Source organism: Kitasatospora sp. NPDC028055 (assembly GCF_040637885.1).
Classification (GTDB): domain Bacteria; phylum Actinomycetota; class Actinomycetes; order Streptomycetales; family Streptomycetaceae; genus Kitasatospora.
Genome location: NZ_JBEZXE010000035.1, coordinates 24478 through 39808 on the forward strand (window position 1 = coordinate 24478; position 15331 = coordinate 39808).

15 protein-coding genes are annotated in these 15331 nt (G+C 73.0%); 7 read left to right on the forward strand and 8 right to left on the reverse strand.

Features of this window, described 5'->3' with window-relative positions:
* Positions 1-7 precede the first annotated feature (7 nt).
* From AB0F71_RS28260 to hutU, 3 genes are read right to left on the reverse strand one after another with little or no spacing between them, the layout of a single operon-like run.
* Complete coding sequence (locus AB0F71_RS28260; protein WP_360239906.1) at positions 8-1363, reverse strand: formimidoylglutamate deiminase; 1356 nt, start codon at positions 1361-1363, stop codon at positions 8-10.
* Positions 1360-2541 carry an allantoate amidohydrolase gene (locus AB0F71_RS28265; RefSeq protein WP_360239909.1) on the reverse strand — a complete coding sequence of 394 codons (1182 nt, stop codon included), beginning with the start codon at positions 2539-2541 and terminating at the stop codon, positions 1360-1362. The genes AB0F71_RS28260 and AB0F71_RS28265 overlap by 4 nt, the downstream gene beginning before the upstream one ends.
* 17 nt (positions 2542-2558) lie before the next feature.
* Positions 2559-4229 (reverse strand): urocanate hydratase, encoded by a 1671-nt coding sequence (gene hutU, locus AB0F71_RS28270; protein ID WP_360239709.1) that lies wholly within the window; start codon positions 4227-4229, stop codon positions 2559-2561.
* Positions 4230-4401: 172 nt separating this feature from the next.
* Between hutU and AB0F71_RS28275 the strand changes: the two genes are divergently transcribed.
* Positions 4402-4971 carry a Uma2 family endonuclease gene (locus AB0F71_RS28275; protein WP_360239712.1) on the forward strand — a complete coding sequence of 190 codons (570 nt, stop codon included), beginning with the start codon at positions 4402-4404 and terminating at the stop codon, positions 4969-4971.
* Position 4972: 1 nt separating this feature from the next.
* On the opposite strand, the gene AB0F71_RS28280 is transcribed toward AB0F71_RS28275, so the two are convergent.
* Both AB0F71_RS28280 and AB0F71_RS28285 read right to left on the reverse strand, forming a co-directional pair.
* Positions 4973-5296, reverse strand: coding sequence for a hypothetical protein (locus AB0F71_RS28280; RefSeq protein WP_033350007.1), 324 nt, complete (start codon positions 5294-5296; stop codon positions 4973-4975).
* 170 nt (positions 5297-5466) lie between these two features.
* Positions 5467-6336 (reverse strand): MurR/RpiR family transcriptional regulator, encoded by an 870-nt coding sequence (locus AB0F71_RS28285; protein WP_360239715.1) that lies wholly within the window; start codon positions 6334-6336, stop codon positions 5467-5469.
* Between the two features lie 251 nt (positions 6337-6587).
* Between AB0F71_RS28285 and AB0F71_RS28290 the strand changes: the two genes are divergently transcribed.
* The gene (locus AB0F71_RS28290; protein ID WP_360239718.1) at positions 6588-7025 is read left to right on the forward strand and encodes a hypothetical protein; all 438 of its coding nucleotides are present in this window, start codon (positions 6588-6590) and stop codon (positions 7023-7025) included.
* 28 nt (positions 7026-7053) lie between these two features.
* Here the strand turns inward: AB0F71_RS28290 and hutH are convergent, their stop codons facing one another.
* The gene (hutH, locus tag AB0F71_RS28295; protein ID WP_360239721.1) at positions 7054-8637 is read right to left on the reverse strand and encodes a histidine ammonia-lyase; all 1584 of its coding nucleotides are present in this window, start codon (positions 8635-8637) and stop codon (positions 7054-7056) included.
* A 97-nt stretch (positions 8638-8734) separates the two neighbouring features.
* Positions 8735-9901 carry a macrolide family glycosyltransferase gene (locus AB0F71_RS28300; RefSeq protein ID WP_360239912.1) on the reverse strand — a complete coding sequence of 389 codons (1167 nt, stop codon included), beginning with the start codon at positions 9899-9901 and terminating at the stop codon, positions 8735-8737.
* Positions 9902-10011: 110 nt separating this feature from the next.
* Between AB0F71_RS28300 and AB0F71_RS28305 the strand changes: the two genes are divergently transcribed.
* The 5 genes from AB0F71_RS28305 to AB0F71_RS28325 all read left to right on the forward strand — a co-directional run bounded on the left by AB0F71_RS28305 (position 10012) and on the right by AB0F71_RS28325 (position 14217).
* Positions 10012-10620 (forward strand): TetR/AcrR family transcriptional regulator, encoded by a 609-nt coding sequence (locus AB0F71_RS28305; RefSeq protein WP_360239724.1) that lies wholly within the window; start codon positions 10012-10014, stop codon positions 10618-10620.
* A gap of 737 nt (positions 10621-11357) precedes the next feature.
* Positions 11358-11855: an SRPBCC family protein gene (locus AB0F71_RS28310; RefSeq protein WP_360239727.1), complete on the forward strand. Its 498-nt coding sequence runs from the start codon at positions 11358-11360 to the stop codon at positions 11853-11855.
* A gap of 63 nt (positions 11856-11918) precedes the next feature.
* Positions 11919-12578: a hypothetical protein gene (locus AB0F71_RS28315; RefSeq protein WP_360239730.1), complete on the forward strand. Its 660-nt coding sequence runs from the start codon at positions 11919-11921 to the stop codon at positions 12576-12578.
* 188 nt (positions 12579-12766) lie between these two features.
* Complete coding sequence (locus tag AB0F71_RS28320; RefSeq protein ID WP_360239733.1) at positions 12767-13561, forward strand: thioredoxin domain-containing protein; 795 nt, start codon at positions 12767-12769, stop codon at positions 13559-13561.
* A 95-nt stretch (positions 13562-13656) separates the two neighbouring features.
* A complete protein-coding gene (locus tag AB0F71_RS28325; protein ID WP_360239915.1) occupies positions 13657-14217 on the forward strand; it encodes a vitamin K epoxide reductase family protein in 561 nt (186 codons plus the stop codon).
* A gap of 17 nt (positions 14218-14234) precedes the next feature.
* Here AB0F71_RS28325 and AB0F71_RS28330 read toward each other — a convergent pair whose 3' ends face one another.
* Positions 14235-15311, reverse strand: coding sequence for a hypothetical protein (locus tag AB0F71_RS28330; protein ID WP_360239736.1), 1077 nt, complete (start codon positions 15309-15311; stop codon positions 14235-14237).
* Positions 15312-15331: the final 20 nt, after the last annotated feature.

The window sequence follows — 15331 nt, forward strand, 5'->3', positions numbered from 1 at the left end:
GGGGGAATCAGTAGTCCAGCGCGCCGATCGCCGAGCGCAACGCCCCCGGCACGTCGGCCACCAGCTGGTGCACGCCGTCCCGGACGACGTGCCGTCCGCCGACCACCAGGTGGCGGACGTCCGCCGCCGAGGCCGCGAACACCGCGATCTCGGCGCCGAGCCGCGGCGGCGGCCCCGCCGTGCGCACCGAGTCCAGCGCGATCGCCGTGAAGTCGGCGAGCGCCCCGGCCTCGATCCGCCCGGCCTCGGGCCAGCCGAGCGAGGCGTGGCCGTCCTCGCCGCCCGCCCGCAGCAGCGCGTTCGCCGTCCAATGGCCGCGGGTGCGCGTCCGCAGCCGCTCGTCCAGCTCCAGCGCCCGGGCCTCCTCCCACGGGTCGATCACCGCGTGGCTGTCGCTGCCCAGGGAGATCGGGCTGCCCGCCGAGGCGAGCCGACGGGCCGGGCCGATGCCGTCGGCGAGGTCCCGTTCGGTGGTGGGGCACATGCAGACGGTGGTGGAGGAGTCGGCGAGGAGTTCGACGTCCTCGTCGGTGAGGTGGGTGGCGTGCACGGCCGAGGTGCGCGGGCCGAGCGCGCCGTGGTCGGCGAGCAGCCGGGTCGGGGTGACGCCGTGCGCGGCGAGGCAGGCGTCGTTCTCCGCGGTCTGTTCGGACAGGTGGACGTGCAGCGGCGCCCGGCGCATCGCCGACCAGTGCGCGACGGTGCCCAGCTGCTCGGCCGGGACGGCCCGGACGGAGTGGATGGCGGCGCCGATCCGGGCGTGCTCGCGCGGCTTGAGCGCGTCCGCGCGGGCGGCCCAGGCCTCGGCGTCGCCGTCGCTGAACCGCAGCTGCGGGTGGGTCGGCTCGGCGCCGAAGCCGGAGGACAGGTAGCAGGTGTCCAGCAGGGTGATCCGGATGCCGGCCCGGGCGGCGGCCTCGATCAGCGCCTCGCCCATCGCGTTGGGGTCGGTGTAGCGGGCGCCGCCGGGCGCGTGGTGCAGATAGTGGAACTCGCCGACGGCGCTGATCCCGGCGAGCGCCATCTCGGCGTAGACGGCGGTGGCGAGCTCCAGGTAGCTGTCCGGGTCGAGCGCGCCGGCGAACCGGTACATGGTGTCGCGCCAGGTCCAGAACGTCCCGGAGCCGACCTGGACGTGCCCGCGCAGCGCCCGGTGGAAGGCGTGCGAGTGGGCGTTGGCCTGGCCGGGCAGCAGCAGTCCGTCGAGCCGGACGGCGCCGGGCGGGCAGGGCCCGCTGTCCGGCGTCACGGCGGCGATCCGGCCGTCCGCACCGGTGGTGATCAGCACGTCCGGCTCGACCACCGGCCCGTTGTGGTGCGGCAGCCAGGCGTACTGCGCCCAGTACGTCACCGAAGCGGTCACTGACACGCCAGGTCCTCCAGTACGTCGGCGAGGGCGGCGACCCCGGCCAGGCAGTCGGCCTCCTCGGCGTGCTCGGCCGGGGAGTGCGAGACCCCGGTGGGGTTGCGCACGAACAGCATGGCGGTCGGGATCGCGGAGGCCAGGATCCCGGCGTCGTGTCCCGCGCCGGTGGGCAGCACCGGGGCGTCCAGCAGCTTGGCGAGCCGGTCGCGCAGCGGGCCGTCGAAGTCCACCACGGGGGTGTACGACTCGCGGGTCAGCTCGACCCGGACGCCGTCGCGCTCACCGCGCTCGGCGGCCGCCCGCTCGATCTCGGCGACCAGTTCGGTGAGGGTCCGCTCGTCGGCGGCCCTGGAGTCCAGCCAGCCGCGCACCAGCGAGGCGATCGCATTGGTGCCGTTGGGCTCGACCGCGACCTTGCCGAAGGTGGCCAGCGCGCCCGCCAGCTTCGCCTTCTTGCGGGCGGCGAGCACGGTGTTGGCGTAGGTCAGCATCGGGTCGCGGCGGTCCTCGATCCGGGTGGTGCCCGCGTGGTTGGCCTCGCCGTGGAAGTCGAAGCGCCAGCGGCCGTGCGGCCAGATCGCCCCGGCCACGCCGACCGGCTGCTCCTCGGTGAGGTAGCGGCCCTGCTCGACGTGGAGTTCGACGAAGGCGCCGATCCGGGACAGCCGCTCCTCGTCCGCGCCGATCGCGGTCGGGTCGTAGCCGGCCTTCTCCATCGCGTCGGGCAGCCGCAGGCCGTCGGCGTCGCGCAGCTCGTACGCGGCCCTGCGGGACAGCAGCCCGGCGGTCAGCCGGGAGCCGATGCAGGCCACGCCGAACCGGGCTCCCTCCTCGTCACCGAAGTTGACGATCGCCAGCGGCTTGGTGAACTCCGCTCCCCTGGCGCGCAGTTCGTCCAGCGCGGCGAAGGAGGAGACCACTCCGAGCGGGCCGTCGTAGGCGCCGCCGTCCGGGACGGAGTCCAGGTGCGAGCCGGTGACGACCGCGCCCTGGCCGTGCGGGTCGCCCAGCCAGGCCCACTGGTTGCCGTTGCGGTCCAGCTCGTACGTCAGGCCGCGGTCGCGGGCCTGCTGCTCGAACCAGGCGCGGCACTCGGCGTCGGCGGAGTTCCAGGCGAAGCGGCGGTAGCCGCCGGAGGCGGCGGAGCGGCCCACGGGGAGCAGCTCCGCCCACATCTCGTTGAACGAAGAGCTCACAGCTCACCCATGGGCACGCGCACGCCGCGCTCGTCGGCGACCTCGACCGCCCGGTCGTAGCCGGCGTCCACGTGCCGGATGACGCCCATGCCCGGGTCGTTGGTGAGGACGCGGCGGATCTTCTCGCCCGCGAGCGCCGTACCGTCGGCCACGGTGACCTGGCCGGCGTGGATCGAGCGGCCGATGCCGACGCCGCCGCCGTGGTGGATGGACACCCAGGAGGCACCGGAGGCGACGTTGACCATGGCGTTGAGCAGCGGCCAGTCGGCGATCGCGTCCGAGCCGTCCAGCATCGCCTCGGTCTCGCGGTACGGGGAGGCCACCGAACCGCAGTCCAGGTGGTCCCGGCCGATCACGATCGGCGCGGACAGCTCGCCGGAGGCGACCATGTCGTTGAAGCGCTCGCCGGCCTTGTCGCGCTCGCCGTAGCCGAGCCAGCAGATGCGCGCGGGCAGGCCCTGGAAGTGCACCTTCTCCTGGGCCATCTTGATCCAGCGGTGCAGCGACTCGTTCTCCGGGAAGAGGTCGAGGACGGCCTTGTCGGTCTTGTGGATGTCCTTCGGGTCACCGGACAGGGCCGCCCAGCGGAACGGGCCCTTGCCCTCGCAGAACAGCGGGCGGATGTACGCCGGGACGAAACCGGGGAAGGCGAACGCACGGTCGTAGCCGGCCAGTTGGGCCTCGCCGCGGATCGAGTTGCCGTAGTCGAAGACCTCGGCGCCGCGGTCCTGGAAGCCGACCATGGCCTCGACGTGGCGGGCCATCGACTCGCGCGAGCGCTGGGTGAACTCGGCGGGCTTGGCGGCCGCGTAGTCCGCCATGTCGTCGAAGTCGACACCGAGCGGCAGGTAGCTCAGCGGGTCGTGGGCGCTGGTCTGGTCGGTGACGATGTCGATCGGGGCGTCCATCGCGAGCAACTGCGGGAAGAGCTCGGCGGCGTTGCCCAGCAGGCCGATGGAGAGCGGCTGCCGCTTGTCGCGGGCCGCGGTGGCGAGCTCCAGCGCGTGGGAGAGGTCCTTGGCCTCGACGTCCAGGTAGCGGTGCTCGATCCGGCGGGAGATCCGGGACGGGTCGCAGTCGATGCAGATCGCCACGCCGCCGTTCATGGTGACGGCCAGCGGCTGGGCGCCGCCCATCCCGCCGAGGCCGGCGGTGAGGGTGATGGTGCCCTCCAGCGTGCCGTTGAACCGCTTGTTGGCGACGGCGGCGAAGGTCTCGTAGGTGCCCTGGAGGATGCCCTGGGTGCCGATGTAGATCCAGGAGCCGGCGGTCATCTGGCCGTACATGGTGAGCCCGAGGCTCTCCAGCCGGCGGAACTCCTCCCAGTTGGCCCAGTCGCCGACCAGGTTGGAGTTGGCGATCAGCACGCGCGGCGCCCACTCGTGGGTCTGCATCACGCCGACCGGGCGGCCGGACTGGACCAGCATGGTCTCGTCCTGCTTCAGGCCCTGCAGCGTCTTCACCATGGCGTCGAAGGAGCGCCAGTCCCGCGCGGCCTTGCCGGTGCCGCCGTACACCACCAGCTTCGACGGGTGCTCGGCCACCTCGGGGTCGAGGTTGTTCATCAGCATCCGCAGGGCAGCCTCCTGCTGCCACCCCTGCGTCGTGAGCCCCGTCCCGCGCGCCGCACGCACCTCGCGCGGCCCGCTCGTCTGCTGCTGCACCATGTCCCGGCCTCCCTGCGGATGGATTCATTCAAGTTCTGCTCGGCTGAATATAACTAAACAACCGGCTTTCGACCAGACCCTGAAACAATCCGATCAGCAACGGCACCGGCCGACTTGGCGCGCTAGCCTGAACCCGGGCGAACACCAGCCACTCGGCCCAGCAGAGGACGCGATGGTCACCACCCCCGTGCGACCCGCGAAGCTTCGCGACGCGGCGGAAGCGATCCAGGGGAGCACCGGGCTCCGTGTCGAGATCATCGGGGGCATCCTGTTGATGTCGCCGCCCCGACGCGGCAAACACGCCGGAACAGTGCGACACCTGCGCGAACGGATCGGCGCACGTCTGCCGGGCCTCGGCGCGTACGAGACGTCGTCCGTCGCCCTGCCGGGAGACGGGGACGACTACGCGACACCCGACCTGCTCGTACTGCCCGTCGAATGGGAGCAGCAGGACGGCTGGCTCGCCGATCCTCGCGATGTCGCCCTCGCCGTCGAGGTGGCTCCCGGCCCCTCGCCGGTCAGCCATGTCGCCACCAAGGCCGCCTGGTACGCCGCCGCAGGCGTGGCCGCCTTCCTCGCACTCACCCCCCGCGACGGCGCCTGGATGCTCTACACCCACCCTCGCGACGGCGAGTACCAGGGCGTCCTGCACGGCAAGTACGGCGAGCCCGTCCCACTGACCGCACCCCTGCCCGCCGAGCTGGACACCTCCGGCCTCCCGCTCTACGCCCCTCGCCGCTGAGTCACGCCGCCGCGTCGCCGCCGTCCCAGTCGATGCCGATCTCGGCGAGCCAGCGGCGGTCGGCGGCGTCGGGGGCGGGCGGGGACGGCGGGCGGGGGATGTTCTGGACGGGGCCGAGGCCGTACTTCTCGGCGGCCGCGGTCGCGCGGGCGTCGGGTTCGATGACGCCGACGTGCACGGCGGACTCGTCGCCCGGGTCGAGGACGGTCAGTTCGGGTTCGGGCAGGCGCCGCAGGGTGACGCGGCGTCCGCAGGCGGGGCAGGACCATTCGTCGGCACCCGAGGCCAGGCGGGCGACGAACTTCATCTCGTGGATCACGCGCATGGGCGGCACCCCCTGCACTAGGGGATGCCCGGCTTCGTGACGAGTAGTCCTTCGGCCGTTGTTCCGGGCCGCGCCCACTCCAGGCCGCTCCTACTCCAGGCCGCGCCCACTCCAGGCCGTTCCTACTCCGGGCCCCGCCTGTACCAGCCTGTCCCTACTCCAACCTGTCCCTACTCCAGGAACAGGCCCCGGGCCGCCGCGGACTGCTCGATCGCCTCCAACCTGGCCTCCGCGCCCGGGAGTTCGTCGCACATGCTCTGCAGCAGCACCCGGCCGAGCATCATCGGCGCGCAGGCAGTGTCGAAGACCAGCCCGGTGCCCACGGCGGCCGGCAGCATCAGGTCGGAGAGCTTGGCGACCGGCGAGAAGGCGCTGTCCGCGACGGTGAGCACGGTCAGCCCGCAGTCCCGGGCCACCACCAGGGCGTCCATCAACTCCCGCGGGTAGCGCGGCAGCGCGAAGCAGAGCAGCGCGGTGGCGCCCGCCGCGGTGGCCTGTTCCAGCCGGTCGGCGAGCATGCTGCCGCCCTCGTCCAGCAGCCGGATGTCCGGGTGCACCTTGGCCGCGAAGTACGCGAAGCCGCGCGCCTGGGCCGAGGCGGCCCGCAGGCCGAGTACCGGCAGCGGGCGGGAGGCGGCGAGCAGCCGGGCGGCCCGGGTGATCGGTTCGGGGTCGGCGAGCAGCTCGGCGAGGTGGCGCAGGTGGGCGATCTCGGCGAGGACGGCCTGCTGGTGTTCGTTGCGCACCGCGTCGTCCGGGGTCTCGGGCGCGGCGGGCTCGCCGGCGCCGAGTTCACGCAGCTGCTTGCGCAGCGCCGGGTAGCCGTCGTACCCGAGGGCGACGGCGAAGCGGGTGACGGAGGGCTGGCTGACCCCGGCGAGTTCGGCGACCTCGACGCTGGACAGGAACGGGGCCTCGTTGGCGTGCCGGACCAGCGAGTGGGCGATCCGCCGCTGGGTGGGGGTCAGCCGGTGGCCCTCGAACAGCTGGAGCAGCCGGGCGGAGGGGCCGACGGTGCCGGCCTCGTCGGTGGCGGTCATCAGCGGTACCTCCGGATGCGTGCGGTTCGGACGACGACTGTGCAGCAGAGCGCCGCCGCTGGCAAAGACGTCTCGTACGACGGGACGCCTCATGAGACGTCCCACGGTTCGGACGGGGCCCCGGACGGCACACGCCGAAGAGCGGACGTCCTGGGCACGGCCTCGGGGTAACCCTGATTTCTCCCTGAGCCCGCCCGGATTCCCCCCGCGAACGGATGGACCGGGCCGGGCGGCGGCGCCACGCTACTGGCATGGACACTCGCCAGGACGAACTGCGGCGCGACCTCGACGCCACCCTGCAGGCCCGCAAGGAGCTCGGCAAGGACTACGAGGACGCGCTCCTCGACTCCTTCATGAAGCGCCTCGACGCCCGCCTGGACGCCCGGGTGGAGCGCTCGGTGGCCGCGCGGATGGACGCCGAGGGCTACGAGCCCGGCTACCGCGGCCGGGACCGGGACCGCGCGCGCCGCGGCTGGGCACCCGGCCGGCCCGGCAACCGGCTGGCGGTGATCTCGCTGGCCCTCGGCATCCCGCTGACCGCGATCGCCAGCAACCCCACCAGCGGCGGCTTCGCCGGGCTGCTGGCCTGCTGGGCGGGCATCGTCGGGGTCAACTTCGCGGCTGCGCTGAGCAACCGCCGCGACCGGGACGAGCGGGACGGCCGCCGGTCGCGGGACGACTGGGACTGAACCCCGGCCGCCCCGCTCCCGGGACACCTCAGGCCAGCGGACCGGTGACCCGCTCCACCGCCCGCACCAGGTCCCCGGAGGCGACCAGCGCGGCGGCGGCCTCCAGGTCCGGCGAGAGGAAGCGGTCCCGGCCCGCCCCGCCGACCCCCGCCTCGCGGGCGGCGGCCATCGCGGCCGCGGTGGCCGGGGCGATCCGGCCGGCCGAGTCGGCCTGCTGACGGATCTCCAGCGCGCGGGCCGAGGCGGTCAGTTCGACGGCCAGGATCCGGCCGAGGTTGTCGACGGCCTGGCGCAGCTTGCGGGCGGCCGACCAGCCCATCGACACGTGGTCCTCCTGCATCGCGGAGGACGGGATCGAGTCGACCGAGGCCGGGACGGCGAGCCGCTTGTTCTCGCTGACCAGCGCCGCCTGGGTGTACTGGGCGATCATCAGGCCGGAGTCCACGCCCGGGTCGTCGGCCAGGAAGGCCGGCAGGCCGTGCGAGCGGGCCTTGTCGAGCAGCCGGTCGGTGCGGCGCTCGGAGATCGAGCCGAGGTCGGCGGCGGCGATGGCGAGGAAGTCCAGCACGTAGGCGACCGGAGCGCCGTGGAAGTTGCCGTTGGACTCCACCCGGCCGTCCGGCAGCACCACCGGGTTGTCCACCGAGGCGGCGAGCTCGCGCGAGGCGACCAGCTGGGCGTGCGCCAGGGTGTCCCGGCCGGCCCCGGCGACCTGCGGGGCGCAGCGGATCGAGTAGGCGTCCTGGACCCGCGGCGCGTCGTCCTGGTGGTGGCCGGTGAGGCCGGAGCCCTTGAGCACGGCGAGCATGTTGGCGGCGCTGAGCGCCTGGCCCGGGTGGGGGCGGATCGGGGCGTGCAGTTCGGGGGCGAGCACCTTGTCGGTGCCGAGCAGCGCCTCCAGGGTCATCGCGGCGGTGATGTCGGCGGTGGTGAACAGCCGCTGGAGGTCGGCGATGGCCATCACCAGCATGCCGAGCATGCCGTCGGTGCCGTTGATGAGGGCCAGGCCCTCCTTCTCCAGCAGCTCGACCGGCTCGATCCCGGCGGCGGCGAGCAGCTCGGCGACCGGCTTCTCCTCGCCGTCCGGGCCGGTGGCGGTGCCCTCGCCCATCAGCACCAGGGCGCAGTGCGACAGCGGCGCGAGGTCGCCGGAGCAGCCGAGCGAGCCGAACTCGCGGACCACGGGGGTGATGCCCGCGTTGAGCAGGGCGGCCATGGTCTGCGCGACCAGCGGGCGGACGCCGGTACGGCCGGAGGCCAGGGTCTTCATCCGCAGGAACATCAGCGCGCGGACCACCTCGCGCTCGACCGTCGGGCCCATCCCGGCGGCGTGCGAGCGCACCAGCGAGCGCTGCAGCTGGGCGCGCAGCTCGGGGCTGATGTGCCGGACGGCGAGGGCGCCGAAGCCGGTCGACACACCGTAGACGGGGCGCGGCTCGGCCGCGAGGGCGTCGATCCGGGCGCGGGCGGCCGCCATCTCGGCGAGCGCGTCGGGGCCGATCTCGACCCGGGCGTTGCCCCGGGCGACGGCCAGCACGTCCTCCGCACTGACGTCGGCCTTGCCGACCTGGACCAGCGGAGCGTCGGGGGCCACAGCACTGTGCATATCCATATACACAATCACACCAGGTGAATGAAGATATGACAACAGCTGCTCGCCATCCGGATTCTCCGCCGTCCCGATCCCGACCGCACGCCCGGGGGCCGCCCTACCCCTTCAACTCGGCCTCGATCAGGTCCACCGCCCGCGCCGTACCCCCCTCGGCCCGAGCCGCGGCGGCCAGCACCGCCAGCCGCTCACCCACCGCCGGATCCCCGACCAGCTCCATCAGCGCAGCCCGCAACGCCGCCGCGGTGGCCTCCTCGGTGTCCAGCCGACGGGCGACGCCGAGAGCCACCAGCGCGTCCGCGTTGGCGAACTGGTCGACGGCCTGCGGCACCGCGATCATCGGCAGGGCGTGGAACAGCCCCTCGCTGGAGCCGCCCATGCCCGCGTGGGTGACGAAGGCGTCCGCCTGGGCGAGCACCGACAGCTGCGGCACCCACCGGTGCACCTCCACGGTGTCCGGCACGTCCCCCAACTCCGCCAGGTCGGTGTGCTTGCCGACCTGGAGCACGACGTGCCAGCCGGGCAGGTCGCCGAAGGCCTCGACGCAGGCCCGGTAGAAGGCCGGCCGATCGGTGAAGGCCGAGCCCAGCGAGACCAGCAGCACCTTCTCGGCATCCGCCGGGCGCTCCCACCGCCCCTGGTGGGAGCGGTCGCCGAAGCAGGGGCCGACGAAGCTGAACCGCCGCTCGTCGACCCGGTCCGCATGGGGCTGGAGCGCACGCGGGACGAGCGCGATGCACCGCTCGGGGCGGTTCTTGAAGGCCTCCACATCACGCTCCACCGCGCCGGCCCCGGCCAGCCACTCACCGAACCGGCGGTAGTGCTCGGGGCCGCCGGGGCCGTTGCGGATCGCCTCGAAGACCTCGGCCAGGTCCCCCTCGATGTCGTCCCAGCCGACGAAGCAGGGGGACAGCTGCACCACCGGCACCCCCAGCCGCTCGCCGAACGCCCGCCCGGCGAAGCCCGCGATGTCGTAGAGCACCAGGTCGGGCCGGTCGCCCTCGAACGCCTCCAGCAGCACGGGCCACATCGCCAGCGTGTCGTCCAGGAACACGTCCTGGATCGCCACCGGCTCATCCGGCCAGCCGGCCGGGTCGTCCGCGAGCGGCAACGCACTCGGATAGGGGACGAACTCCGCGCCGGTGGACTCGACGATCCCGCGGAAGGACGGGTCGTTGACATAGCTGACCCGGTGCCCCCGGGCGACCAGCTCGGTGATCACCGCGAGGCTGGGATTGACGTGTCCGTGCGCCGGGACGGAGACCATCAGGATGTGTGCAGGGCGGTTCACAGTCACCTCCAAAGAACAAGACGAGACGTCCCGTCTCGCTTCCAAGACAATACGTCTCGTCTCGCCATCTCGCCTAGACTTTTTCCATGGCCTCCAGAACCGCCCCCGACCCCGCCCGCCGCAGCGAGCGCGCCCGCGCCGCCGTCCTCGCCGCCACCATCGAACTCATCGCCGAGATCGGCTACGGCAAGCTGACCATCGAGGCGATCGCCGCCCGGGCCGGCGTCGGCAAGCAGACCATCTACCGGTGGTGGCCCTCGAAGGGGGCCGTCGTCTTCGACGCCTTCCTGGCCGTCAACCAGCACGAGGGCGGCCTGGCGCTCCCCGACACCGGCGACCTCGCCGCCGACCTACGCGCCGTCCTGCGCCCCACCAGCGACGAACTCACCGACCCGGGCGCCGACCGCTCCTACCGCGCCATCATCGCCGAGATCCTCAACGACCCGGCGCTGCACGCCGAGTACCGCACCCGCCTGCTGGACCCCCTGCTGGAGGTCACCCGCGACCGCCTCCGCACCGCCCGCGAGGCCGGCCAACTCGCCCCCCACGCTGACCTCGACCTCGCCGTCGAACTGCTCTACGGCCCGATCTACTACCGCTGGCAGTACCGGCTCGGCCCGCTCACCCACGAGCACGCCGACCGCCTGGTCGACGCCGCCCTACGGGCCCTCAACCCACCTGCCGCCGACGCCTGAGCACGTACACCAGCACCACCACAGCCACCAGCACCCCCACCACGACGAGGGCGACCCACCCGAACGCCGCATCGAGCGCCCGCCCGACCACACTGCGCCGCACCTTCCGCTTGTGCCGCGAAACAGCGGCGGAGTGCTCGGTGATCTGATGCGCCCTCAACCCGGTCCGCACCGAATGCCCCCGCCCGACCCCCACCCCCGCCGACGCCGTAGGCCGCACCACCGGCACAGCCGAAGCCGGCGAGGCCACCCCACCCCCCACAACCAACACCCCGGCCACCACCGCACCCACCAACCGTCCGCCCACCGTCGCCCCCACTCCCCTTCAAACCCCCGCCACCTTCCCACCACCCGCCCCCACCCCGGCACCCACCCCCCGCACCAAAACCCCACCCCACCCCGCACCAACCCACCCCCACACCAACCCACCCACCCCCACCACCCACCCACCTCCCCACCCACCCCAGGCGAGAGGGACGCGCTGCGGGAGGGGGCGGTGGAGGGGGTGGGTGCGGAGAGGGGCGTGACGGGTGATTTTCAGACCGCCAACGGCGCCCAGCACTCATCGATGAGAGTCGGCGGTCGGAAAATCACCCAGCCCCCGGAGCGCCCACCCCCGGAACCGCCCCCGGCGTCACCCACCCTCCCGAAAGCCCACACCCCCACCCCAGCCCCGCGCAGCGGCCCCCTTTGCCCCACCCCCCAACCAGGCGCAGGCTGGTTCCGGAGGCCCCCCCATGACCACCCTTGAGGAACAGATCGACATCGCCGCCCCCGTCCTCGCCGCCTGGGAGCAACTGCACCGCGTCCACGAGTACCCCCGCTTCCTCGACGGAGTCCGCACCGCCCACCCCCACGGCCGCAACCTCGCCCACCTAGGAGTCCGGGTCGGCGACACCGAACGGTCCCTGGACACCGAGATCACCGACCGCGGCCGGGGCCGGGTGATGGCCTGGCGGACCCTGGACTCCGTCCACCTGAGGGGCGCCTTCGCCCTGCTGCCCCTGGACCCCCGGCACACCCGCCTGCAGATCCGGGTGGAGTACGACCCGGAGGCCGTGCACCAGGAGTTCGGCGGCCCCCGCGGCTTCGCCCAGGCCGGAGCGATCGAACGCACGGTACGCGGGGACCTCGAACACTTCCGGGACCTGCTCGAAGCCCGGGTGCACACCAACGACACCCACCCCGACGGCGCCCCCACCTCCCTCCCCAACGGCCACCCCCACACCCCGTAAGAACCACATAAGCCCAGCTCAGCAGGGCCGTTCCAGTTTCAACCTGTGGCAGACTCGGATGCCATGGACATCGGCCCGGTCACCAGGACGCTCCGCGCGGCGGTCTTCGCCGCGCTGGTCGTGCTGCTCGCCGGGCTCGGCCAGGTGCTGGTCACCGGCCGTACGCTGCCGCTCGGGACGATGGGCCTGGCCTCGGCCGCCGTCTTCGTCCTGGCCTTCGCCCTGGCCGGCCGCGAACGCGGCTACCCGGCGATCGCGGCGGCGTTCCTCCCCCTGCAGCTCGGCGTCAGCGCCCTGTTCGACCTGGCCCAGCGCTCCTGCCCGTCCCTGCCGCCCGACGCCGGAGATGGCCTGCGCCCACTGCTCTGCGGCGGTGGCTCGCTCGGCGGGTTCCTGCTCGGCCACGGCGTGTCCGAGCAGACGGGCGTCGTCCTGCTGCTCCTCCTGCACACCGTGATCGCCCTGGCCGGGGCCTTCTGGCTGCGCCGCGCGGACGCCGCGCTGAGCGGCCTCACCCGGGCCCTCCGGATGCTGGGCGAGTTCCTGCACCGGCACCTCCCCGCCGCCGCCCGCTGGCTGCGGCTGCTGGCCGCGCCCGTCCCGGCCCGTCCGGTGATCCGGGTGCCCTTCCCCCGGGCCAGCCGCGTGCTGGTCCCGGCCGAGGACGTGGTGGTGCGCCCGGCCGTCCGGCGCGGTCCGCCGGTGTTCGCCCTGACCGTCTGAGCACCCCTGCACCTCAGCGCCTCAGCACCTCAACGCCTGAGCACCTCAGCACCTCTGCGCCTCAACGCCTGAGCACCTGAGCACCTGAGCCCCCCCCTTCGCCCAGCGGTCCTCTCTCGCCCCGCGCCGACCCGGTCTGCCCGGTCGCGCCGCCCTTCCGTACGCCCGAGAGCACAGGACGACACCCCATGAGCAACACCCGTAAGACCGACCGAAAGACCAACGCCACCGAGCGCATGCGCGAGGCCCGCGCCCAGGCCCAGCGCGCCGACCGGATCCGCCGCCGGGTGGTGGTCGGCGGCGCCTCCGTCGCCGTGCTCGCCCTCGCGGCCGGCGTCGCCTTCGCCGTCGGCGGCTCCTCCGGTTCCTCCTCGACGGCCGGGGCCGACGGCCCGCTGGTCGTCCCCGCCAACGCGACCGGCACCGACGGCACCGTGATCACCTACGGCAAGGCCGACGCGCCGCACACCCTGGAGATCTACGAGGACTTCCGCTGCCCGTTCTGCGAGCAGTTGGAGACGACCACCGGCAAGACGATCCAGCAGCTCGCCGACAACGGCAGCTACAAGATCGAGTACCACCTCGCGACGTTCCTGGACAAGAACCTCGGCGGCAAGGGCTCGCGCACCGCACTGGCCGCCGCCGGCGCCGCGCTGAACGAGGGCGTGGACAAGTTCAAGGCCTTCCACGACGTGCTGTACGCCCACCAGCCCGACGAGCGCAGCGACGACTTCGGCGACGTCAACCACCTCCTGGACCTGGCCGGCCAGGTGCCCGGCCTCAAGACCGACGGCTTCGTGAAGGCCGTCCAGGAGGGCACCTACGCGCCGTGGGCGGCCAAGGTGAACGAGGAGTTCAACAACAGCGACGTCACCGGCACCCCGACCGTCAAGCTCGACGGCAGGAAGCTGGACGTCCTGACCAACGGCAAGGCCGTCTCGCCCGAGCAGTTCACCGCCCTGGTCAAGCAGGTGACCGGGTGACCCACTCCGCACCCACGCCCGCCCCCGCCAAGCCCGCCCCGGCCGCACCCGCCCCCGCCACCCGGACCTTCGGCGCGAGCCGCCCCTTCGCCTGGCTGCTCCTGCTCGGCGGCGCGGTCGGCCTGTTCGCCTCGGCCGTCCTCACCCTGGACAAGATCCGGCTGCTCAAGGACCCGTCGTACGTCCCCAGCTGCAACATCAACCCGATCATCAGCTGCGGCTCGGTCATGCGCAGCGACCAGGCGGAGGCCTTCGGCTTCCCCAACTCGCTGATCGGCCTGGTCGCCTTCGGGGTGGTGATCGCGATCGGCGCCGGGCTGCTGGCCGGGGCGTCGTTCCGGCGCTGGTTCTGGCTCGGCCTCCAGGCCGGAACGGTCTTCGGGATCGGCTTCGTGACCTGGCTGATGTACCAGGCGCTGTACCGGATCAACGCGCTCTGCCCGTACTGCATGGTGGTCTGGGCCGCGATGATCCCGCTGTTCTGGTACACCACCCTGCACAACCTGCGGTCCGGGGTGATCCCGGTCGGGCCGAGGATGCGGACGGTGGTGCGGGAGGCCGTGCGCTACCACTGGGTCGTCCCGGCGCTCTGGTACGCGGTGATCGCACTGCTGGTGCTCAACCGGTTCTGGTACTACTGGAGCACCCTGATCTGACGCCCGGGACCGCGAGGCTACTTGGGCACCCCGGTGAGCTGGGCGAACGCGGCGGTGCCCGAGTAGCCGACCAGGAAGCCCACCAGCACGCCGCCCCAGAAGTCCTCGACCGTGACGAAGGACGGCGCCTCCGACTTCCGCGCGGCGAACACGATCGCCGCGCCGCTGAGGATGACTGCCAGCACGAGGGAGCCGATCGCCGTCCCCAGGTGCTGCTCGACCAGCGCGCCGAGGCTCTGCGCCTCCTGGAGCGAGCGGGCGACGCTGCCGACCAGGCCGCCGGTGACCCCGCCGGTCATCACGTTCCACAGGGCGGCCTTGAGCGGGACGGTCAGCGCGGTGGTGTTGGAGAGCACCCTGCGGCGCTCCGCCCCGGGCGGCGGTGCGGTGTCCTGGCGCGGGGTCAGCCCGTAGACGACGGTGAACTGCAGGCGGTAGCTGGCCGGGACGAAGAACGGGCTGCGGCCGGTGCCCAGGCGGATGGTCCACACATCGGTCGACCCGGGTTCCAGCGCCGCCCCCTGCGGGAGTGAGCCGATCAGTGGGACGCGCTCCTGCTCGGCCGGCCGGTTCAGGTACATGGTCAGGGTCGTCTGGTCGTAGGCGTGGACGTTGGTCTGCCCGGCCCGCCCGTGCAGGAACACCGTCGAGTTGCCGTAGGCGTGGAGGTTGAGCTGGTCATCGGCACCGTCGAGGCGTGCCTGGTGGCGCGCGATCGCCTCGTCCAGCGCCGCGATCTCGTCCTCGACCGCCAGCCGTTCCTCGGATGGCAGCTGCGGCGACAGGCGCTGCACCGCTCGCCGCCTCCGGCTCCGGAGGTCCAGGAGGGTGGCCCTCAACCGTTCGAGCTCCTCCTCCGGGACCACCGGGGCCGCGGCCTCCGGCGCTTTCGCGGGAGGCTCCGGCGCCCGCCACTCCAGCTGGGTCGGCAGGCTCAGCTCGACCGCGTCGAGCCACACCGGCACCGAGAACGGGTTCTTGACGTGCAGGTAGACCGTGAAGTCCGTGCCCGAGTACACCTGCGGGACGGAGAGGTCGACGGCCAGGTCCAGCAGACCGAACTGGGCCGGGTGCTCCGGCGGCGGAGTGGTCACCCGGACAGGCTAGTGAGACC